Annotated in this window: 15 protein-coding genes and 1 pseudogene; 7 read left to right on the top strand and 9 right to left on the bottom strand. The window is 35.6% G+C overall.

The features are described from left to right. Window positions 1–18: 18 nt before the first annotated feature. Window positions 19–447: a hypothetical protein gene (locus A9C19_RS12335; RefSeq protein WP_072580225.1), complete on the bottom strand. Its 429-nt coding sequence runs from the start codon at window positions 445–447 to the stop codon at window positions 19–21. Between the two features lie 173 nt (window positions 448–620). On the opposite strand from A9C19_RS12335, the gene A9C19_RS12330 reads away from it, so the two are divergent. After that, complete coding sequence (locus A9C19_RS12330; protein WP_072580224.1) at window positions 621–2,240, top strand: ABC-F family ATP-binding cassette domain-containing protein; 1,620 nt, start codon at window positions 621–623, stop codon at window positions 2,238–2,240. 86 nt (window positions 2,241–2,326) lie between these two features. Here A9C19_RS12330 and A9C19_RS12325 read toward each other — a convergent pair whose 3' ends face one another. Together A9C19_RS12325 and A9C19_RS12320 are read right to left on the bottom strand one after the other, a co-directional pair. After that, on the bottom strand, window positions 2,327–3,061 hold the full coding sequence (locus A9C19_RS12325) for a LytR/AlgR family response regulator transcription factor (protein WP_072580223.1): 735 nt from the start codon (window positions 3,059–3,061) through the stop codon (window positions 2,327–2,329). Window positions 3,062–3,286: 225 nt separating this feature from the next. Continuing rightward, the gene (locus A9C19_RS12320) at window positions 3,287–5,026 is read right to left on the bottom strand and encodes a sensor histidine kinase (protein WP_072580222.1); all 1,740 of its coding nucleotides are present in this window, start codon (window positions 5,024–5,026) and stop codon (window positions 3,287–3,289) included. 195 nt (window positions 5,027–5,221) lie between these two features. Between A9C19_RS12320 and A9C19_RS12315 the strand changes: the two genes are divergently transcribed. Then, a complete protein-coding gene (locus tag A9C19_RS12315; protein WP_072580221.1) occupies window positions 5,222–6,145 on the top strand; it encodes a ketopantoate reductase family protein in 924 nt (307 codons plus the stop codon). A 383-nt stretch (window positions 6,146–6,528) separates the two neighbouring features. On the opposite strand, the gene A9C19_RS12310 is transcribed toward A9C19_RS12315, so the two are convergent. Both A9C19_RS12310 and A9C19_RS12305 read right to left on the bottom strand, forming a co-directional pair. After that, the gene (locus A9C19_RS12310) at window positions 6,529–7,446 is read right to left on the bottom strand and encodes a CobW family GTP-binding protein (protein ID WP_072580220.1); all 918 of its coding nucleotides are present in this window, start codon (window positions 7,444–7,446) and stop codon (window positions 6,529–6,531) included. Window positions 7,447–7,637: 191 nt separating this feature from the next. Then, entirely contained in the window at window positions 7,638–8,870 is a 1,233-nt protein-coding gene (locus tag A9C19_RS12305) for an aminopeptidase (protein ID WP_072580219.1), read from the bottom strand. Between the two features lie 198 nt (window positions 8,871–9,068). Here A9C19_RS12305 and A9C19_RS12300 point away from each other — a divergent pair, with 198 nt between their 5' ends. Then, window positions 9,069–10,232, top strand: coding sequence for an acyl-CoA dehydrogenase family protein (locus A9C19_RS12300; RefSeq protein WP_072580218.1), 1,164 nt, complete (start codon window positions 9,069–9,071; stop codon window positions 10,230–10,232). Window positions 10,233–10,432: 200 nt separating this feature from the next. Here A9C19_RS12300 and A9C19_RS12295 read toward each other — a convergent pair whose 3' ends face one another. Continuing rightward, window positions 10,433–10,696 (bottom strand): hypothetical protein, encoded by a 264-nt coding sequence (locus tag A9C19_RS12295; RefSeq protein ID WP_072580217.1) that lies wholly within the window; start codon window positions 10,694–10,696, stop codon window positions 10,433–10,435. A 31-nt stretch (window positions 10,697–10,727) separates the two neighbouring features. Further along, window positions 10,728–10,865, bottom strand: a complete 138-nt coding sequence (locus tag A9C19_RS21775) for a protein YkpC (protein WP_099092766.1) — start codon at window positions 10,863–10,865, stop codon at window positions 10,728–10,730. An 873-nt stretch (window positions 10,866–11,738) separates the two neighbouring features. Here A9C19_RS21775 and A9C19_RS22265 point away from each other — a divergent pair. After that, window positions 11,739–11,909: pseudogene (locus A9C19_RS22265) on the top strand (transposase); the annotation flags it as partial. Between the two features lie 317 nt (window positions 11,910–12,226). Here A9C19_RS22265 and mreBH read toward each other — a convergent pair. Further along, the gene (mreBH, locus tag A9C19_RS12290; RefSeq protein ID WP_072580216.1) at window positions 12,227–13,234 is read right to left on the bottom strand and encodes a rod-share determining protein MreBH; all 1,008 of its coding nucleotides are present in this window, start codon (window positions 13,232–13,234) and stop codon (window positions 12,227–12,229) included. Between the two features lie 503 nt (window positions 13,235–13,737). On the opposite strand from mreBH, the gene A9C19_RS12285 reads away from it, so the two are divergent. Then, window positions 13,738–16,122: an immune inhibitor A domain-containing protein gene (locus A9C19_RS12285; protein WP_072581870.1), complete on the top strand. Its 2,385-nt coding sequence runs from the start codon at window positions 13,738–13,740 to the stop codon at window positions 16,120–16,122. A gap of 258 nt (window positions 16,123–16,380) precedes the next feature. Then, window positions 16,381–18,513: a DNA helicase RecQ gene (gene recQ / locus A9C19_RS12280; protein ID WP_072580215.1), complete on the top strand. Its 2,133-nt coding sequence runs from the start codon at window positions 16,381–16,383 to the stop codon at window positions 18,511–18,513. A 413-nt stretch (window positions 18,514–18,926) separates the two neighbouring features. Here recQ and A9C19_RS12275 read toward each other — a convergent pair whose 3' ends face one another. Beyond that, entirely contained in the window at window positions 18,927–19,988 is a 1,062-nt protein-coding gene (locus A9C19_RS12275) for an AbrB family transcriptional regulator (RefSeq protein WP_072580214.1), read from the bottom strand. Between the two features lie 384 nt (window positions 19,989–20,372). Here A9C19_RS12275 and A9C19_RS12270 point away from each other — a divergent pair, with 384 nt between their 5' ends. Continuing rightward, entirely contained in the window at window positions 20,373–21,032 is a 660-nt protein-coding gene (locus A9C19_RS12270) for a potassium channel family protein (RefSeq protein ID WP_072580213.1), read from the top strand. Window positions 21,033–21,063 lie beyond the last annotated feature (31 nt).

Raw genomic sequence — 21,063 nt, 5'->3', positions numbered from 1 at the left:
AATTCTATAGCCATTCACTTATGATGAATGGCCGGTAGCTTTTCGATCGTTCAGAATATCCTTCACAATGGTTGAGTGAATAGCAGCCCAAGCCTTTTCCCTAAAGTGAAGAATAACACTTGATGTTAAGATAACTAGATATAGCGTGATGAAAATGAAAAAAGGCCCACTTCCATTTTGGAATAAAAACTCCTGAAGTTTTTTAGAAAAAAGAAATAAGAGCCAAGGACCTGCAGAAACGAAAACGGGTATCATACCCATACCGTTTTTCTCTTTTAATATTCGATAATATATTTTCTCTAACGTAGAGCTTGATAAACTAAGGTAAAATGATTTAATTTCTTCCATTTCAGCTAATTCTTTTAAGTCATCTAATGATTGGTGGTTATTTTTGGTTTGTCTAAACTTTACATATAATTTATGTGCATCTCCTCTGAAAGAAAACATAGTGACCTCCATTCCATAAGATAAATCCTTAACATTTTCGTATCTATTTATTCGTAAATGGCGAAAGTAAGATCACAAGTTTAAATCTTTGTAAAAGTAGTCCGCTATAACGTATAAAAATGAGTATTTAAGTGTTATAATTGTTTAGATGTTAAAGTATTGGAGGATTTTTCATGATTCAAGTTACGAATGTTAGCTTACGATTTGGTGATCGCAAGCTTTTTGAAGATGTTAATATTAAATTTACTCCGGGCAATTGCTACGGATTAATTGGTGCGAATGGTGCGGGAAAGTCTACTTTTATAAAAATTTTATCTGGTGAGATTGAAGCACAAACTGGTGATGTAAGCATGGCACCGGGCGAACGTTTAGCTGTTTTAAAACAAAACCATTTTGAATATGAAGAGCACGAAGTATTAAAAACGGTTATTATGGGTCATAAGCGTCTTTATGAAGTCATGCAGGAAAAGGATGCAATCTATATGAAAGCAGACTTTACTGATGAAGATGGGATGAAGGCAGCAGAATTAGAGGGGGAATTCGCCGAGCTTAATGGTTGGGAAGCAGAAAGTGAAGCAGCTATCCTCTTAAAAGGGCTGGGCATATCTGAGGATGTCCATTATAAGAAAATGGCAGAATTATCAGGTGGAGAGAAAGTAAAAGTACTTTTAGCTCAAGCACTATTCGGTAAGCCTGACGTCCTATTACTGGATGAGCCTACTAACCATCTTGACATCCATGCTATTCAATGGTTAGAAGAGTTCTTAATTAATTTTGAGAACACTGTAATCGTTGTATCCCATGACCGTCATTTCTTAAATAAAGTGTGTACTCATATAGCAGACTTAGACTTCTCAAAAATCAAAATTTTCGTAGGAAACTATGATTTCTGGTATGAGTCTAGCCAATTAGCACTTAAATTAGGTCAAGAAGCGAATAAGAAAAAAGAAGAGAAAATAAAAGAACTACAAAACTTTATTGCTCGATTTAGTGCCAATGCTTCTAAATCAAAACAGGCGACATCACGTAAAAAGTTACTTGATAAAATTACCTTAGATGATATTCAGCCATCTTCACGTCGTTATCCTTACGTTAATTTTACTCCAGACCGTGAGATTGGAAATGATGTATTACGAGTCGAAGGTATCTCAAAGACAATTGATGGTGTGAAGGTACTTGATAATATTAGCTTTATTTTAAACAAAGAAGATAAAATTGCGTTAGTTGGTCGAGATGAGATTGCCATTACGACGTTATTTAAGATTTTAGCTGGAGAAATGGAACCTGATAGTGGATCATTTAAATGGGGAGTCACCACTTCACAAGCCTATTTCCCTAAAGATAATAGTGAATATTTTGCAGGTGATGAACCAAACCTTGTTGATTGGCTTCGTCAATATTCACCAAATGATCAAAGTGAAAGCTTCTTACGTGGATTCTTAGGTCGTATGCTATTCTCCGGTGAAGAAGTATTGAAAAAACCAAGTGTATTATCAGGAGGAGAAAAAGTTCGTTGTATGCTCTCTAAAATGATGTTAAGTGGTTCGAATGTTTTGCTATTAGACGAGCCAACGAACCATTTGGACTTAGAATCTATTACAGCTTTAAATAATGGATTAACTGGTTACAAGGGTGCGATGATTTTCACTTCACATGACCACCAATTCGTTCAAACAATTGCAAACCGAATTATTGAAGTTACAGCAAATGGTACAGTTGATAAGCAAATGAGTTACGATGAATTCCTTGAAGATTCAGCTGTTCAAAAACAAGTAAAGGAATTGTATGTATAATACAATCTTTAATGAAAAAAACGTTAGCCATTCTTCCTAGGGGCTAGCGTTTTTTTTCATTATGCTAAAAGCTGAGAGTCGTATGATTAAATCTCTAGCTTTTCCCTTAGTGCTTTTACATAATTTCGACTTACTGAAAGACTTTCACGAAAGTCATTCATTTCTAATTGATAGGCGCCATTAAACCAAGGAGTTAATTTCTTCACTTGATTTAAGTTAACTAGATAGCTTTTATGGATTCTAAAAAATTGATACTCTTTTAGACGAACTTCAAAATCCTTTAAAGCAGCTTTTGTTTCATAGGAGAAATCTCGTCCAACGATTTTTGTTACCCGTTCATCGCGAGCAAGAAATAAGATTGTACTAGGATCTATGTAAATAATGCCATCCTCGGATTCTACAGCTAATTTATTTGGTGCATATTCTTCTTCAGTTATTTTAGTTGGCAATAATCGTTCTTCAAGTCTTGAAATCGTTTCTTTCATTCTTTCCTCTTCAAAAGGCTTTAGCAAATAATCTATAGCTCCATATGCGAATGCATCGACTGCAAAGGAAGGGTATGCTGTTGCAAAGACAATAAGCGGTGGTGCTTTTAACTCTTTCATTGCCTTAGCAGTTTCAATTCCGTTCATATTAGGCATTTCAACGTCTAGGAACACGACATCTGGCTTTATCTGTAATGATTTTACTAATGCTGAATTACCTGAATCAGCTTCCCCTACAATTTGTATATGATGGTAAGTGGACAATAGATGCTTAAGCTCCTCTCGACTGAATCTTTCATCATCTACGATTAGTGCTTTAATCATTTGTTTTTTCATTAGTAATCTCCTGTTTTACAAAGTCAATTTTAAATAATGGTTGATTTTCTTTTGAATAAGAGTAGTGTCTGGTTGATATTCGTTACGGATTAGCTATTTTTCTTAGGATGAGGAAGAGTCTTACCTGAGCCACAGGACCTGCTGGAATCTCGTACCCTTCCCGATGGTCAACTTACTTAAAAACAACAATTTTTTAAAAGAGTATTTCCCCATTCGCTTTACTGATTAATCAACATGAATAGAAGATGGTAACATAAATGATACAGACGTCCCATTATTGATCGTCGAAGAAATCGACAACTTACTTTCATCCCCGAGCATTAATAGCAAGCGTCGGTTTACATTGAATAATCCAAACCCTGTGCCAGTTTTTGAGTTAACTATTGAGTTTAATAGAGAATCTAGTCGATTCCGGTCCATCCCTTTCCCGTTATCTTTAATAGTTATTTGAACCTTTGAATGAATACGTTTAACGGATATCATTATATGACAAGCATGTTGCATGTCTTGGATTCCATGCTTTATTGAGTTTTCAATGATCGGCTGTAAAGTGAGAGGGGGTAATTGATAAGCTAAGGCGCTCTCATCAATATCATAGTGAATTTTAAGCTTATCTATAAATCTTGCTTCTTCAATGGCTAAATAAGCTTTTACATGATCTACTTCCTCTCTCACCGTTGTCCACTTAGACTGAGTTCCAGTTACGTTTTTTCTGAAAAATTTAGAAAGAGAAATAAGTAATTTTCTAGCCATATCTGGATTTGTTCTTATGAGTGAAACAATTATATTTAAAGAATTAAAGAGAAAGTGTGGACTAACTTGAGCTTGTAACGCCTTAATCTCTGCTTCTCTTGCTAATTGTTTTGCGTGCTCTGCTTCAGCAATTTCTAATTGATTACTTAGTAAAGAGCTTAACCCACGAACAAGCTCTATCATGACATTTGAAAGGTCTTTCTCCGAATGAAGATAAAATTTCAATGTTCCAATCGTTTCATCACGTCTTTTTAAAGGGGCTATAATGGCAGCACCCAACGGACAATCGTCAGTTGAGCAATGTATATCTTTTTGAGTTGCAATGGTTAGAACTCCGCGTTGTATGACTTCTTTAGTTAAGGACGTTTGAAGCACAGCATTAGGCAAATGGTGATTATCTGCTAAACCAACATGTGCTAGAATCTTTTCTTGGTTTGTAATGGAAACTGCTACAGCATCAACCTCATTATAGATAATATGACATACTTTTTCGGCTGTTTGAGTGTTAAGTCCATTTCTGAGGTATGTTAGTGTTTTTTCTGCTAGTGAAAGGGACTTTTGAGCTTGAAGAGCACCTATTTTCTCTTCTTCGTTAATCACACTTTTAATAATAAGTAAAAAAATAGCTGAACCCACACCATTAGCAACAATCATAGGGATTCCAATTGTTTGTACAAGTTGAAACGCTTGTTCAAACGGTTTAGATACGAGTAAAATGATAAGCATCTGAACAGCCTCTGCAAGTGCACCAACAAAAAAAGCAGTTGTAAGCTTTAGTCTTGATTTTTTCTTATAGAAGAAACCTGCTATAACACCTGCCAAAATGGCTGAAAATCCACAGGATAGTGCTGTAAATCCACCTAATGAAAATCTGTGAATTCCAGCGAGAATTCCTGCTCCAATTCCAACTTTATAGCCACCTAGTAGTCCAGCAATGATAATACCGATGACTCTTGAATTGGCGATTGCTTCTTCGTTTCCAAGGGCATATGCCCACCGATCAAACTGAAGGGAGTGAGAGTCGAAGGTAATACCAGAGTATGTTCCGATGATGCCAAAAGCGCCAAAAAAGAGAATGGCCAAATATTTTTGTTTACGACTAATTTCGTTACGCTGAATCATATTTTTGAAAAAAGAGAGTTTTGTCATAAGGAATGCAACAGTGACAATTATTCCTAGTCTTTCAAGCATTGTAAGTAGCAATATGAACATGATGTCTCTCCTTATATGCGGATAATAGTTATATAGTATCATTAATTGAAATCGAATAACATGACAAAATGGCACCGTTTTCTTATACTAGATCTTAGTAAGTTTGAGATCGAAGCTGAGTCACTACAAAGTTAAGTGGCAAATATTTAGAATATTTTTAAAAATCTAATAGATAAAGGTATAGGAGGATGAAAGATGAGGGTTTTAGTAGTAGGTGCAGGAGCCGTAGGTGGTTATTTTGGTGGAAGGTTGGTTGAAAATAGGGTAGATGTGACGTTCTTAGTTCGAGAAAGACGTCAACGTGAACTTAAGGAAAAGGGGTTAGTGATTCAAAGTGTTCATGGGGATTTTACTTTTAAGCCACAAACGATTATAAGTGGTCAAGAGGTTCCATTTCTTTTTGATGTTATTTTAGTTGGTACAAAGTCTTATCACTTTAAACAAGCGATAGAGGACATTTCACCATATGTCTCAGAAGAAACACTCATTATCCCCATGTTAAATGGAATAAAGCATCTTCATGATCTTGAGACTGTTTTCCCTAAGAGGAACATAGCTGGAGGCCTTTGTTTTGTAGAATCTACAGTTGGATCAAAAGGAGAAATTCTGCAAACAAGTGGAGCGCATCAATTTGTTTTTGGTGAACGATCAGGTCAAGATACGGAACGAATCAAAAAAGTAGAAGAGTTATTTTCAGGTACGAAAGCAACCATTATAAAAAGCCAAACCATAATGAAGGATATGTGGCACAAATATATGTTCATTACAGGATTATCCGGAATTACGACATTATTTCGCTCTAGTATTGGACCAATTAGAAATGCAGAATATGGGCTAGAAATGATTCAAGAGATCTTTTATGAAATCGGTAGAATTATGCGGGTAACTGGGGCACCCATTGATGATGAAATAGAAGTTAGTCAGATTAAAAAAATAAAAGAAATGGATGAAACGATGAAATCCTCTATGCAAAGAGATATGGAGAAAAATGCTCAAATTGAAGCAGATCACTTACAAGGATATCTCCTTGAGTTAGCTGAAAAGCATCGTATTGAGACCCCATATTTACGTATGATTTATTCAAATCTCCATACATATGAATTGCAGAAAAAAGAATAGAGCTTGGGTCAAAACTCAATCATTTTTTTAAAAGACGAACGATTTTCGTTTGACACGTTGTTCCTTATTAATATGTTGTGGTGGAAGAATAAGTACGTTCCATTCCACTACATCCACTTGCTTTCCGCTTGGAAAAATGAACTGCTTTTTCCTAGGGAGGAAGCTTTAGCCTCCTCGGCCACGCCTGTGGGGTCTTATCCTTTGTTCTACCTCCCGTCGGAGTCAAGTGTCTTTTCGCTCCATTACATTAGCGATTACCAATCGCATGCATAAACAATACATGTAGTGACAAAGAATAAAACCCGAACGATAGGGGAGATTTCCATTGAAATTCACCTGATCGTTCGGGTTTCTCATTAACTAAAACCACTTATGTCCCAGCCTCATCTTAACTCTAAACGATCTAGCTCTTCCTTTAAGTAAGCTCGATCTAGTTTTTCTCCAATGAATACAAGTGTTTGCGTGCGTTTTAAGGGCTCCTTCATATAGAGTGGCATTCCATAGGAGTATTGAAATAAAAAGCTCTCCTGGGTATCTGTAAAGCGAATATAGCCTTTAATACGGTAGATAGAATCGGGCATTCCTTTTAGAAATTCTTCGAAGCTCTCTAGATGCACGGGATTTGAGAAAGTGTGAACGTACGTTCTTAAATTTAAATGGTTGTGTACATGTGCTTCTTCGTGTTTTTTCTTTTCAAGCCGTGCACTGGGTTGAACGATGCTTAGTGACACGTTTGCAAATTCGGTCATTACTAATTTCCCATCTTGATTAATGGCTTGAATTTCTGAAACAACTGCTGCTTTTTCACCTTCTGTTAAAGAATCTACTTTATTTAATAATAGAACATCAGCATGTTGGACTTGCTCAATAAGTAGTTTACGCAATTGGATACTTAGGCTAGAACGATCTTGCCATCGTTTTGCATCAATAATGGTAATGATCGCTCTCACGTCTAATTTTTCTGCGAACAGTGGAGACAAACATGAATCTAGTACTTCAATTGGATGAGCTACACCTGTTGTTTCAATGTATATCGCATCTAAATCATACTCACGAAGCATATTATCCAGTTGTACTTCTAGTTGCCCTTGAATGGTACAACATACACATCCATTTAACAGTTCCTTTAAAGGAGTTTCGCCAGGAACTGCATCTGAATCAATTGAGATTTCACCTAGCTCATTCATAATGACAGCAACTTTTCGATTGTTATCTTTTTCTTGCCTGAGAATATTTTGTAATAATGAGGTTTTACCAGCTCCTAAAAAGCCGGATAATATATAAACTTCCACTTTTTTCATATGTTTTTCCATCCTCTTAACATTGTTTATTCTTGTTATGCTTCTACAAACATTCTATAAAACTAAGTATATAGGAGGAGGTGTAGAAAATAACAGTCTAGTGAAATAATCATACCACATGGCTAAATACAAGAAGAGGATAAATCATAAACATGTAATGATTTATCCTCTGTTAAGGTATACGTTCTTACTTAAAAAGCCCAAGTCCCTTTACGGAAAATGGCTTCTCTTGTACCATCTTCTAATATACCATCAATGTCCATTTCTGCTGAGCCCATCATAAAATCAACATGAGTTATACTTGAATTCACACCTACTTGTTCTAGCTCTTCACGAGACATTTTTTTCCCACCTTCTACGCAGAAGGCATATCCGTTTCCTATTGCTAGATGATTTGAGGCATTTTCATCGAACAAAGTGTTATAGAATAAAATGCCAGATTGTGAAATTGGAGAATCGTGTGCAACTAGAGCAATCTCACCTAAAAATTTTGAACCTTCATCAGTATCAATAAGTTGTTTCAGGACCTCTTCACCTGATTCGGCTGAGAAGGAAACAATCTTCCCATGTTCAAATGTTATTGAAAAGTTATCAATAAGGTTCCCACTGTAGCTAAGTGGTTTAGTACTTTGAACGACTCCATTCACACCATTTTTTAAGGGGACAGTGAAGACTTCTTCTGTCGGCATATTTGCCATAAACATGTTTCCTTTTTCATTTTCACTACCAGCACCAACCCATGTATGTGTTGGATGAAGTTCAATTGTTAGATCTGTGCCTGTTGCTGTGTAGTGAAGTTTACTGTATCTTTTATTGTTAAGGTATTCGACTTTTTTATGGAGATTATCATTATGTAGTTTCCAGGCTTCAACAGGATCGGCCTCATTAATTCTAGTCGTTTCAAAGATAGCATCCCATAGTTTATGTACTTGATTTTCAGGAGATTCTTCAGGAAATACCTTAGCAGCCCAGTCCTTAGATGCTGCGGCAATCACTGTCCAGCTTGCTTTATCTGCTTGTAAATAATTACGATATGTTGTAAGAGCTTTACCTGCAGCCTTTGTTGCAAGTGCAATTCTTTTTGGATCTAACCCACTTAATAAATCAGGACTAGATGAAATAATTGACATAAATGCTCCATCATTTTCAGCAAGCGTTTCAAGGCCTCGAGCTTTCCATTCAGGATAATCATTTAGAGCTTCATCATTTGCTAGCTCAAAACGTGTTCGAGTGATGCTTTCGTCACTCCACTCTACATATACATTACGTGCTCCTGCTTCATATGCTTTTTTTACAACAAGTCTTACAAAATCAGCGACTTCAATTGAAGCATTTACGGTTAAATTTTGATTTGGTTGGATATTTACGCCTACACGGACAGCGAGCTCAGCGTATTTCTCCAAATTTGATTGAAAGTTATTCATCTTTTCCTCCTTGTATGTCTTATTATAGATGAAATGACATGAATTAAAAGTTTGTATCTTCTATAGTTTCATGTAAATGACAGGCTCTTTTATTTTAGCAAAATATATAAGAGAAAGAAAAGAGTATGCGTTAATAGGGCAAAATACTTTCCTGAGTGAAAGAAAAGGATATACAATAAGAAGGAATGAGGTGATGATGTGAATAGTATAGATAATCAATTCATAAAGAGTGAGATTCAAAGAAAATGGTTAAACAAAACAGAAGAGCTGATAAAGGATTTCTCTCTAAGAGCAGAGTCTTATGATAAAGAAGCTAGCTTTCCTTTTGAAAACTTTGATCAATTGAAAGATAAAGGCTATTTTAAACTTACCGTCCCTAAAGAATATGGAGGGTATGGAGCATCATTGTATGACTTCTTATTAGTTCAAGAAAAGATTGCCCAAGGTGATGCACCCACAGCTTTATCTTTAGGCTGGCATCTAGGTTTAATCATGCACCTAAGAGAAACAAATAAATGGAAAAAAGATACATTTAAAGAAATTTGTAAAGAAGTTGTTGACCAGCATATATTGATCAATAGTGCCGCAACAGAGCCTAATTCCGGAAGTCCTGCTAGAGGGGGGAAACCAGAAACTAATGCGGTAAAAGCTGATGCTAAATGGATCATTAGCGGTAAGAAAATTTTCACCTCATTGGCTCCTGTTCTAGATTATTTCATTGTTCCAGCTACAATTGAAGAAACAGGTGAAATCGGAGAATTTCTTATTCCTAGAGAATCAGTTGGTTTACGTATTGAGGAAACATGGGATACCGTGGGGATGAGAGGAACGAGGAGTGACGACCTTATTTTGGAACAAGTGGAAGTTCCTTTAGCTGCATTAGTAGATAAAAGAGTGAAGAAGGAAAAGCCGAGTGCGCAAGGTTGGTTATTGCATATCCCTGCTTGTTATATAGGTATCGCAATTGCTGCAAGGAACGAAGCAGTTACCTTTGCAAAAACATATCAGCCTACTAGTTTGCCACATCCTATTAAAGAGGTTCCGGAAGTGAGAAGGAAAGTGGCTGAAATGGATTTGAAATTATCAACCGCGAGGACATTTCTTTATTCTACAGCAGAGAAATGGGATCAACACCCTTTGGAAAGACAGACGTTAGCATATGATTTAGCGATTGCTAAAACACTTGTTACAAATACAGCTGTTGAAGTAGTAGATCTTGCAATGAGAATAGTTGGTGGGCAAAGCTTATTCCAATCAAATGCCTTACAAAGGCATTATCGTGATGTGAGAGCAGGCTTGCACAATCCACCCTCAGATGATATTACAATGAAGATACTTGGTGATAGAGCATTTGCTGATTAATTTAAACGAGCGAAGATGTACGTGATTTATTAGAAGGGAACATGAAAAAGAGGCTGGGACAAAACAAAGAGCCAGGCACCCTCCGATACAATCTATTGTGTGCACTAGATAAATCAGTGCGTACATATAGTCGTTACGATAAGGTGCCAGGCACTTCTGTCCCAGCCTCTTATGTATCTACAAGCGTTAAAGGGTCTTTACTATACACTACTTGTTACCGCTACTAAGTAAAAAATGGCACTACCAAACATTAGGAGAGCAGTCACATACATATTAATTATGGATCCTATCAATCCTTTTTTGGAAAAGAAAGCAAGAAAGGAATAAACAAAGCCAAGTAGTAAAATGATAACAAACAAAGGAATTGTGTACGATTCAGTTAATCCTGTGAAAATAATGACAAGTGCTAAAATGGGAAAGATAAACGGAATAAATTGATAAAATGTAGACTTGTTATATTGCATTTCTTTTTAGATCCTCCTATAACGTCATGCTTTATTCACCTTGTACTTGAACAATTTCGTTATGATCTCCCGGACTTTGTGGCATATTCGCTAATGAAACACTCATCCCTCCCATGATAATTATTGCTAACGTTAAACTAATGATCATTCTTCTACTTAAGTCCTTCACAAAGTAACCTCCAATGTTTTCCTATTAATATGACGTTTGAGTAACCTAAAAAGTTTCATTTTTTCCACATTATTCAAACGGGTTTTGCTTTTACCTAGTTTTATTTACTTGGTAAGTAAGGAACATCTCAGTTAAAATCATCAAAATCCCAACTAAGTATCTTTATAATCATAACTATCAAAGCCAAACTTAATTTATTCGTAAAGATTTAAAATGATGCAACAATTTTATGTAAACTTTTTGTAAAGTGTAGTATATGAATCGTCTGTAATGACTGTTCCTGGTTTTTAGAGTGACTAGTAGTTTGAAAAATCATTATTCATAGGCTCATTACCATATATGTGCGATAAATATTCATTCTTCACACTAATAATCCTGCAACTTAGCGTGCGAAAATTTTGTAGGAAAAACTAACATTCACATAAGTAGAAATAAGTACAAAAGCTAAAGGGGGCCTTATTCAGTCAAGCGATAAGAAGATAGATTTAGAATATAAGGTGTTCTTTGCCTTCTATTCTAATAGTCTAATGACCTCGCAGGGACTAGGCACTGAGCTTAATGTCGAAGCACGTATCCACAATCGATGTATTTTATAATTTCTTACACAAAAAAGAAGAGGCTGACCCAAAAGTCTAGATTTTAGACCTTGGGTTAGCCTCTTTTCATACTTTTATCCTTTTAATTCAGTTAACGTAAAAACCGGGACGTTCCATTGCGCTCCAGTCACTTGCTTTCCTCACTTCCCGCAGGAGTCAAGTGTCTTACGCTCCATTCCACTATCGATCTAAAATTGTATTCATAGAAGCAAAACCCCTACGAAAACAGTCTTTTTTAAAGAATAATTAAACAACAAAAAAATCGGGTAGTCAAACTCCTGATTTTCGAACGATCAATCGGTTTCGATCTGATCGTATGAAAGACATTATCTATCAAGTCTTCTTTTCAATTGTAGAGTTACTACGTGAAAAAGGATTGGTAAAGCTGGAGCACTATTTTGTTGATGGGACTAAGATAGAAGCTAACGCAAATCAATATACATTTGTTTAGAGAAAAGCGACAGACAAATACGAAAAAAGTTTAGGTGACCAATATCGTCAACTCGCTTTACAAATTGAGAAAATCCTTGAAGAAGAGGAAAAGTCCGCCCCTTCCGCGGGGCTAGAAGAAAAGCTGAAAGAAACACCGATTACTTCAGAAAGAAAGGGTGCTCAAAAGGTCGTTATTTAACAACCTTTTGAGTCACCCTCTTCAATACTTACGCTTTTATTCAGGTGTTAACTTTTAGGATGAGCTATAATCCTAGTACATGCGTTAGATCTGACTGGATAAAGTTCATTCGTCTTTAATCATACGACGATCTATTATTTTGCTGCCTTTAATAGTTTATTAATGACAGATAGTGACTTGCCAGTTCCGATTGCAACGGATTCTAACGGATTTGGAGCTATATGGACAGGAACGATCATTTCTTCACTAACCCATTCTTGTAGCCCATTAATTAATGCTCCTCCACCAGTTAAGATGACCCCACGATCCACGATATCACCACTGAGCTCAGGAGGACAATCCTCTAAAGTGGAGCGAATTGCTTCTAATATATGCAAGAATGATTCTCTCATGGCATCTTGCATTTCAAAGGAAGATACAGTGATGGTTTTAGGTAATCCGGTGACTAAATCTCTTCCTCTAATTTCCATCTTTTTTTCATCATGAGAAACGAGAGCATGTCCAATCTCTATTTTCATTTCTTCTGCGGTTCTCTCGCCAATTAATAAATTATAATTTTTGCGGATATATTGGATGATGTCTTCGTCTAATTGATCTCCTCCTATCCGTATTGAATGACAAGTAACAACACCGCCAAAGGAAATAATCGCTACTTCAGTTGTTCCACCACCGATGTCAACCACTACATTTGCAGTCGGTTCTTCTACAGGTAAGTCAGCCCCAATGGCAGCAGCCACTGGTTCTTCAATAAGGTGGACTTGTTTTGCTCCTGAGCTTTTGATAGCGTCTTGGATGGCCCTTCTTTCAACAGAAGTTGCTCCAGAAGGTGTGCATACTACGACAGTAGGTTTTCGAATTGACATACCTAGCTTTCGAGATGCTTTCTTCATAATATGCTTTAGCATATCTGTTGTCATATCATAGTCTGCAATAACTCCATCCTTTAAGGGACGAACGGCAACAATTTGCCCAGGCGTTTTTCCGATCATTCTTTTTGCATCTGTTCCCACTGCCAATACTTTACGAGTTGATGTGTCAATTGCTACGACAGAGGGTTCATTTAATATAATTCCTTTATTTTTTGTATAGACAAGGATATTGGCTGTACCCAAATCAATCCCAATTTCAGTTGTGTTAAACATAAAATACCTCATTTCTTCTCTCTTTTTTATAGAATTTGTTAGTTTATGTTGATTTTTGTAGGTGGTAATAACAATGTAATCAAATCGTAATTTTTTTAATTTAGTTATTTTAGTAGAAAAGAGTCTTTTGTCATTAAAAGCTTTAAAGCGATAATATTTTTCCTTGCGAAAATTTGTGAATTTTTAAGATTTTTTTCTATTTCATTGTAATAGTAGCTTACATAAGTATTGAATTATCTAGGATTTTATCTATTTATTTCGGAAATAGAAATAAATAGGTAAAAAGTAACAGTATAATTTTTCTAAAATAGAATTTTCGGACTATTTATTATATTTAGATAAAAATTATAATAAGTATATAGGTTCTATTTAGACTTATAGAAAAATAGATTGATTATTTTTCTGTAGGTTTAGCTCTTTATTCGGTTATATAAATGTAACGAGAAGGACGTAGAACTAAAAAATATAGAGGGGGAGTTTCGTTGAGGAAATTACGAAGAAGTATGGCAAAAAAGAAGCGTCTCAAAAAAGCAATACAGGTTACGGCAAGTACTGTTGTAGCAGGAGGTCTATTGTTTAGTACATACTTACCAGGCACGCAAAGTGTACAAGCTGCTACAACTACAATTGAAGAGTCTGCACCAATTGATTGGAATACGGTACCAGAAGAACGTCTTGCTGAATCATTAATAGACAAAGGTGTTGTTTCTAAAAATGCTAGTGCAGAGCAACTGAAAGCAGCTGTGAAAGAGTATGTTGAGAAAAAAGACGGAAATAAAGAAGGTCATGATTCCCATGACCATAGTGATTCTGAGGAATTGATAGATGAAAAATCAAGAGAATTTCTAAAAAAGCAAAAAGATAAATTGTCTAAACAATTAGAAAAGCATAATAAGCTATTCAAAAACAGTAAAAAAGATGGTTATGTTAATGTGCAAAAAGCAAAGGATACGAAATATAATGGTAGTGTCCGAACAGATAAGGTCTTAGTTTTATTGGTTGAATTTGAGGACTTTAAACATAATAATGTCATCCAAGAAGAAGGGTACATGTACTCAAATGACTTTAATCAAAAGCATTATGAAGACTTAATGTTTGGAGATAAAGAATTTAAACTTTTTAATGGAGAAAAAGTTAAGACATTTAAGCAGTACTATGAAGAGCAATCTGGCGGTAGCTATACTGTCGATGGTACTGTTTCTCAATGGTTAACGGTTCCGGGAACTGCAAAAGAGTATGGTGATGATAATCCGGCTGGCGGGCATGATAACCTATCACCAAAAGGACCACGTGATCTTGTTAAAGATTCATTAAATGCAGCAGTAGCATCAGGAATGGACTTATCAGAATACGATGACTTTGATTTATATGATTTAGATGGTGATGGAAACCAAAACGAACCAGATGGATTAGTAGATCATCTTATGATTATTCATGCAGGTACTGGTCAAGAAGCTGGTGGTGGTGCTCTTGGTGATGATGCGATCTGGTCACACCGTTGGACACTAGATGGCGTATACCCTGTCCAAGGAACGCAAGCGGACGTTGATTATTGGGGTGGAAATATCGCTGCTTTTGATTATACAATTCAACCAGAGGATGGAGCAGTTGGTGTGTTTGCTCATGAATTTGGACATGATTTAGGATTACCAGATGAGTATGATACTCAGTATACTGGACAAGGTGAACCAGTTGCTTCTTGGTCAATTATGAGTGGTGGTAGCTGGAACGGAAAAGTGGCTGGAACAGAGCCTACAAGTTTTTCTCCACAAAACAAAGAGTTTTTCCAAGCAATGATGGGAGGAAACTGGGCAAATATCTTAGAAGTTGATTATGAAGATATTACTAAGTTAGGTACGGCTTCCTATCTTGACCAAAGTGTAACAAAATCAAAGAACCCTGGAATTATAAAGATCAACTTACCTGAAAAAGAAGTTGAAGGTATTTTACCTGAATTCGGTAAAACATATTACTACAGTACAAAGGGTGACGACCTTCACACTGTATTAGAAACACCTGTATTTGATTTAACAAATGCATCTAAAGCTACATTTAATGCGAAAGCTTTTTATGAAGTTGAAACTGATTATGACTATGTGTACATTAATGCCATTGTAGACGGTCAAGAGCCAGTCCAAATTGATGTGATTGGTGATGAAAATACTCAAGGCGGTTATGAAACAACACTTGGTAAATGGAATGATCTTACGTATGATTTAAGTCAATTCGCTGGGGAAAAAGTAAAGCTATCATTTGAATATGTGACTGATGGAGGTCTTGCACCTAATGGATTTGCAATTGACAACTTATCAGTAACTGCAGATGATAAAGTGATTTTCTCTGATGATGCGGAAGGAAATGCGAAAGTTACATTAGATGGATTTGTCGTTTCTAATGGATACTCTAAAGCGAAAAATCATTATTACTTAGAATGGAGAAACTACGCGGGATCTGATAAAGCCTTAGCTTATTCTCGTGGAGCAGTTTATAATACAGGATTAGTTGTTTGGTATGCGGATGAAAGCTATACAGATAACTGGGTAGGAGTTCATCCAGGAGATGGCTTCCTTGGTGTAGTTGATTCACATCCAGAAGCTGTAATTGGAACTCTTAACGGAAAGCAAACAGTAAATCAAAGCACTCGCTACCAAATTGCTGATGCTGCATTCTCATACGATAAAACACCAGGTTTTACAGTAGATTCACCTACTAGGGGATTATATGATTTCCTAAAATCAAAGGGAAATCGAAAATTTGATGACTCAGTATCATATATTAATAGTGAGATTCCAGATGCGGGAAGAAATATTCCTGAGCTTGGATTAAAAATTGAAGTCATTGGAGAAGCGAAAGATAATTCTGCAGGGGCTGTTTGGATTCATAAGTAAGAATGAAAAAAGCTATTTCTTCTAATAATGGGAGGAATAGCTTTTTTGTTGTTTTAAGCTTAAAAAGTCATGTGGATTAAGCAATAGTAAAGTTCTTTAAAGGATAAATATTTTGGCTAAAGTGAATTGGTGAGCCTTCTTTAAGGCGATTTATATTTTCTCATTTTAGTCAAATAAAACCCATTTCTTTAAAAAGTACGATTTGTCGATTACATGTTATACTACTAGATAGTATATTGAATAAAAGTTGGTGAAAATATGTTAAATAAGGCTGAAGAACTTCTCCAGAAATATTTTGGATATTCTTCTTTTCGTAAAGGACAAGCAGAAATCATTGAAAGTATTTTAACTGGAAACGATACGTTAGCAATTATGCCTACAGGCGGTGGTAAGTCAATCTGTTATCAAGTTCCTGCAATGATCCTTGATGGACTTACGATCGTGATTTCTCCGTTAATTTCTCTTATGAAAGACCAAGTGGATGCATTAGACAACGTAGGTATTTCTTCTACGTATATAAATAGTAGTTTATCAGTATCTGAATTAAGAGAGAGGATGATTCGTATAGAAGAAGGAGAATATAAGATTCTTTATATTGCTCCTGAAAGATTAGAGGCCTATTCATTTCGTGAAATGCTCTACTCACTTCCTATTTCAATGATAGCAATTGATGAAGCACACTGTATTTCACAATGGGGTCATGATTTTAGACCAAGCTACAGATCTATTAACACATTCATCCATGACTTACCCGAACCCCCAATTGTGGTAGCATTAACTGCTACAGCCACAAAGGAAGTTACCACCGATATTTGCACACTTTTGTCTATAAATGAAGAAAATACGTTTGTTACTGGATTTAGTCGAGATAACCTTACTTTTAACGTAGTAAAAGGTGAAAATAAACGAGATTTTATTAAACGATATGTCAAAACAAATTCAGATCAGTCTGGAATTATTTATGCTTCAACAAGAAAAGAAGTAGATGAATTATGTCAATTTTTAAATAAAACGGGTATTTCAGCTGGTAAGTATCATGCTGGTTTAAAAGAAGAGGAAAGAGCCGATCAACAAGAAAAGTTTCTCTATGATGAATTTTCAATTATGGTAGCCACAAACGCTTTTGGAATGGGAATTAATAAGTCTAATATACGGTTTGTTATTCATTACAATCTACCTAAAAATATTGAAGCGTATTATCAAGAGGCTGGGCGTGCAGGGAGAGATGGTGAACCAAGTGAATGTACCATTCTATTCGCTGGACAAGATATTCAGCTTCAGAAATTTTTAATTGAGCAAACTGCTTTAAGTCTCGATAAAAAAATGCATGAGTTTCACAAGTTACAGCAAATGGTTGACTTATGTCACACTGAAAAATGCATACAGTCGTATATCGTTGAATATTTTGGTGAAGAAAATCCAAGCTCAGCTTGCGGGAAATGTGTAAACTGTAGGGATACAAGCGAGAGAATTGATGTAACAAAAGAAACGCTAATGGTCTTGTCCTGTGTAAAAAGAATGAACGAAAAATTTGGGAAAACACTTGTTGCACAAGTGTTGAAGGGATCAAACAATAAGAAAATAGCGCAATTTAAGTTCCATACATTATCAACCTATGGATTAATGAAGAATAAAACAGAAAAACAAATTGTTGAATTCATAGATTTTTTAGTTGCGGAAGGATTTTTAGCAATGACTAGCTCTAGATATCCTGTATTAGAATTGACACAAAAGGCTCTATTAGTACTAGTAGAAAAACAAGCTGTATATAAAAAGCAACAATTTACAATTAAAGCCATTGAAGGAAATGATGAATTATTTGAAAAGCTTAAGCAAACAAGAAGAGAGCTTGCACAAGAGCTTAAAGTTCCACCATACATTATTTTTTCTGATAGTAGCTTAAAAGATATGAGTTTAGTTTGTCCAAAGAATACAACTGAATTTTTATCTGTTAAAGGGGTAGCGCAAACAAAGCTAGAACGCTACGGAGAAGCATTTATAGCCGTGGTTTGTGACTTTCTTAAAGTTGAACGAGAAGATGAGCTAGACACAGAAAAGAGTCAAACTACGATTAAGCCAATAACTCAAGAAAAAACATCAAGTCATCTTCACACTTTTCAAATGTACCGAGATGGAAACTCGATTTCGTCTATTAGTGAAGAAAGAGGCTTATCCGAAATTACTGTTCAAAACCATATCGTTAGGTCGATTGAAGAAGGAGAAGAAGTTGACTGGACGAAAATTGTTACTAAGGAAGAAGAAAGATTAATTAAAGAACAAGTGATATCACTAGAAACTGAACTGCTGAAGCCAATAAAAGAGGCTCTTCCTCAGGAAATAAGCTATTTTCAAATTAAAGCTGTTATTAGTAAGATGAAAGTAGAGGTGTAGAAAAGAAGTTGGGTCAAAACTCAATCATTTTTTTAAAAGACGAACGATTAACCTTTGACACGTTGTTCCTTATCAATATGTTGTGGTGAAAGAACAAGTACGTTCATTCCGCTGCATCCACTTGCTTTCCGCAGGGAAAAATGAACTGCTTTTTCCTAGGGAGGAATCTTTAGCCTCATCGGCTACGCCTGTGGGGTCTCCCCCTTTCCTCTACCTCCTGCTAGAGCAAAGTGTCTTTTCGCTCCATTACACTAGCGATTACCAATCGTATGCATAAACAATACATGTAGTGATAAAGAATCAAACCCGAACGATATAGGAGATTTTCATTGAAAAATCACCTGATCCGTTCGGGTTTCTCATTAACTAAAACCACTTATGTCTCAGCCTCTTTCTTAAAGTTTGTAGCTAATTTAAGAAGTGTTGAGCTTTTGGTCTATGGCCGGTTTTAATAAGAATGTAAGTACACTCGGAACAATGGTAATGATGAAAAGTAGCCTAATGAATTGAAGGGCACTAACGACTGACGGATCTGCACCTACTGAAGTAGCTGTTAAGACCATTTCAACTAATCCCCCTGGAGCAAAAGATAATATGGCAGTTGCCAAATTGATATCTGTAAATACTGAGAATAAATACCCAACACCAAAGCTAGATATGATTAAAATCATGGTGGTTAGAAAGTAAAGTAAGCAATATTTTCCCCCAGTAATTAAATCTCTTATGGAAATCATTAAGCCAAAACTAACACCTATTGATAGTTGGGCAAAGATAATAAATCCAGGATGAAATTGCGGTAATGGTACACCGAGTATATTTAATAAGGCAATTGTTAACAAAGGACCAATGACGTAAGCAGCAGGTAGCTTTGCACGTACTATATAGCCAACGAATCCAGCAAGAATAAACCATGCGTAAGAAAGAAAGGGAGCATTAAAGGATGTTTCCAGCATCAGGCTTGGAGTTTCATGCCCATCTAAAAGGTGTAAGACAGAAAATGGGACAAGAAAAACGACGGTTAGAAGTCTTACTGTTTGAAAAATAGTCACGAGTGATGTATTTGCCTGAACAGACTCACTAGCGATGACCATTTCTGTTAGTCCTCCAGGAACAGATGCGAAAATACTTGTAGCTTTATCTATATTAACGAACTTACTAATGAAAAGACCATTTATAATACTTAAACATATAAGTAGGATTGTAAAAAATAAGAAAGGTATTGCATATGGTCCAATTAATCTAAATGTATCTGCGGTAAAGGATAATCCAAAAGTGATACCTAAAATTATAAACGATACGTTTTTTAAGTATGTAGGTTGATTATATGTACCATGTAATGGAGCGAAATTTTTCCACATGATAAGCAAAAACATAGGTCCTAAAATCCATGGTATGGGAAAATGAAACAAATAAAAAATGTACCCACCAAGGAGACCAACAATATAAGGGATAAAAACCTGTTGAAATTTTCTCATAGTGACCTCCATTATTTTCCTTAGTTCTAGTTTAACATAATCTGGACATCACATCCTGCATTCTGTTTTACCTCTCAATTTTTCCTCGTAAGGAGAAGGGGGGAAGGTAAAAACATATCTCGGTTTTTTGAAATTCGTGATAATTTTAATGATATGACTGTGAAAAGGGGAGGAGGTGTGGTACGATTTTTTTAGAAAGTTTCCTAATTATCTACAAGTGTTTATGTCTATATATCATATTCAGAACGAATTAAATGGAGTGATGCGTATGATACATGTAGAAGAAGGAAAAAATCTTTAACTTGGCACATTGTTACTAAAAGATATTTTAAATAGTAGCTGCTGTCTACTACTTTGACAGTACTACTAAGTGGAGGATTATATATGAAAAAGGAATTTGCAGTCATTGGACTTGGACGGTTTGGAGGTAGTATTTGCCGTGCTCTTAGTGAAGAAGGCATGGAGGTTATGGCTATCGATACTGATGAAGATAAGGTAAATGAATTTGCAAACGTAGCATCTCATGCTGTAGTTGGTGATACTACAGATGAAACGGTATTAAAAAGCCTAGGTATTCGTAATTTTGATCATGTGATTGTTGCGATAGGGGATAATATACAAGCAAGTATTTTAACAACATTAATGTTAAAAGAATTGGGTGTTAAACATATTACTGTTAAGGCTCAGAATGATTACCATGAGAAGGTACTCTCTAAAATAGGAGCGGACCAAATTGTTCATCCAGAACGTGATATGGGGAGAAGAATTGCTCATAATATTATCTCAAATAATGTATTAGACTATCTTGAGCTTTCAGATGAACATAGTATTGTAGAGATTGTAGCAAATGATCGTCTTGATGGGAATTCTATTATTGATTTAGATATTAGGGCACTTTATGGGATTAATATTGTTGCAATGAAACGTGATAAGGATATCATAGTTTCTCCTCAAGCAAACGAAATTATTAAGAAAAATGATATCCTTATCGTCATAGGAGCAGATACAGATATTTCTCGATTTGAAAAAAGATTATTAGGTTGATTGTACTTGTCGCAAAGTTTCTAAATACAAA

It is taken from the genome of Bacillus weihaiensis (assembly GCF_001889165.1).
Classification (GTDB): domain Bacteria; phylum Bacillota; class Bacilli; order Bacillales; family Bacillaceae; genus Metabacillus; species Metabacillus weihaiensis.
Note: the sequence above shows the minus strand (reverse complement) of the source record. Positions and strands in the feature narration are given on the sequence as shown.

What these genes read in the sequence shown, in the direction of transcription:
- A9C19_RS12335 (WP_072580225.1), bottom strand. Translation starts at nt 447, where the DNA reads ATGTTTTCTTTCAGAGGAGATGCACATAAATTATATGTAAAGTTTAGA.
- A9C19_RS12330 (WP_072580224.1), top strand. Translation starts at nt 621, where the DNA reads ATGATTCAAGTTACGAATGTTAGCTTACGATTTGGTGATCGCAAGCTT.
- A9C19_RS12325 (WP_072580223.1), bottom strand. Translation starts at nt 3,061, where the DNA reads ATGAAAAAACAAATGATTAAAGCACTAATCGTAGATGATGAAAGATTC.
- A9C19_RS12320 (WP_072580222.1), bottom strand. Translation starts at nt 5,026, where the DNA reads ATGTTCATATTGCTACTTACAATGCTTGAAAGACTAGGAATAATTGTC.
- A9C19_RS12315 (WP_072580221.1), top strand. Translation starts at nt 5,222, where the DNA reads ATGAGGGTTTTAGTAGTAGGTGCAGGAGCCGTAGGTGGTTATTTTGGT.
- A9C19_RS12310 (WP_072580220.1), bottom strand. Translation starts at nt 7,446, where the DNA reads ATGAAAAAAGTGGAAGTTTATATATTATCCGGCTTTTTAGGAGCTGGT.
- A9C19_RS12305 (WP_072580219.1), bottom strand. Translation starts at nt 8,870, where the DNA reads ATGAATAACTTTCAATCAAATTTGGAGAAATACGCTGAGCTCGCTGTC.
- A9C19_RS12295 (WP_072580217.1), bottom strand. Translation starts at nt 10,696, where the DNA reads ATGCAATATAACAAGTCTACATTTTATCAATTTATTCCGTTTATCTTT.
- mreBH (WP_072580216.1), bottom strand. Translation starts at nt 13,234, where the DNA reads ATGTTTAACACAACTGAAATTGGGATTGATTTGGGTACAGCCAATATC.
- A9C19_RS12285 (WP_072581870.1), top strand. Translation starts at nt 13,738, where the DNA reads ATGGCAAAAAAGAAGCGTCTCAAAAAAGCAATACAGGTTACGGCAAGT.
- recQ (WP_072580215.1), top strand. Translation starts at nt 16,381, where the DNA reads ATGTTAAATAAGGCTGAAGAACTTCTCCAGAAATATTTTGGATATTCT.
- A9C19_RS12275 (WP_072580214.1), bottom strand. Translation starts at nt 19,988, where the DNA reads ATGAGAAAATTTCAACAGGTTTTTATCCCTTATATTGTTGGTCTCCTT.
- A9C19_RS12270 (WP_072580213.1), top strand. Translation starts at nt 20,373, where the DNA reads ATGAAAAAGGAATTTGCAGTCATTGGACTTGGACGGTTTGGAGGTAGT.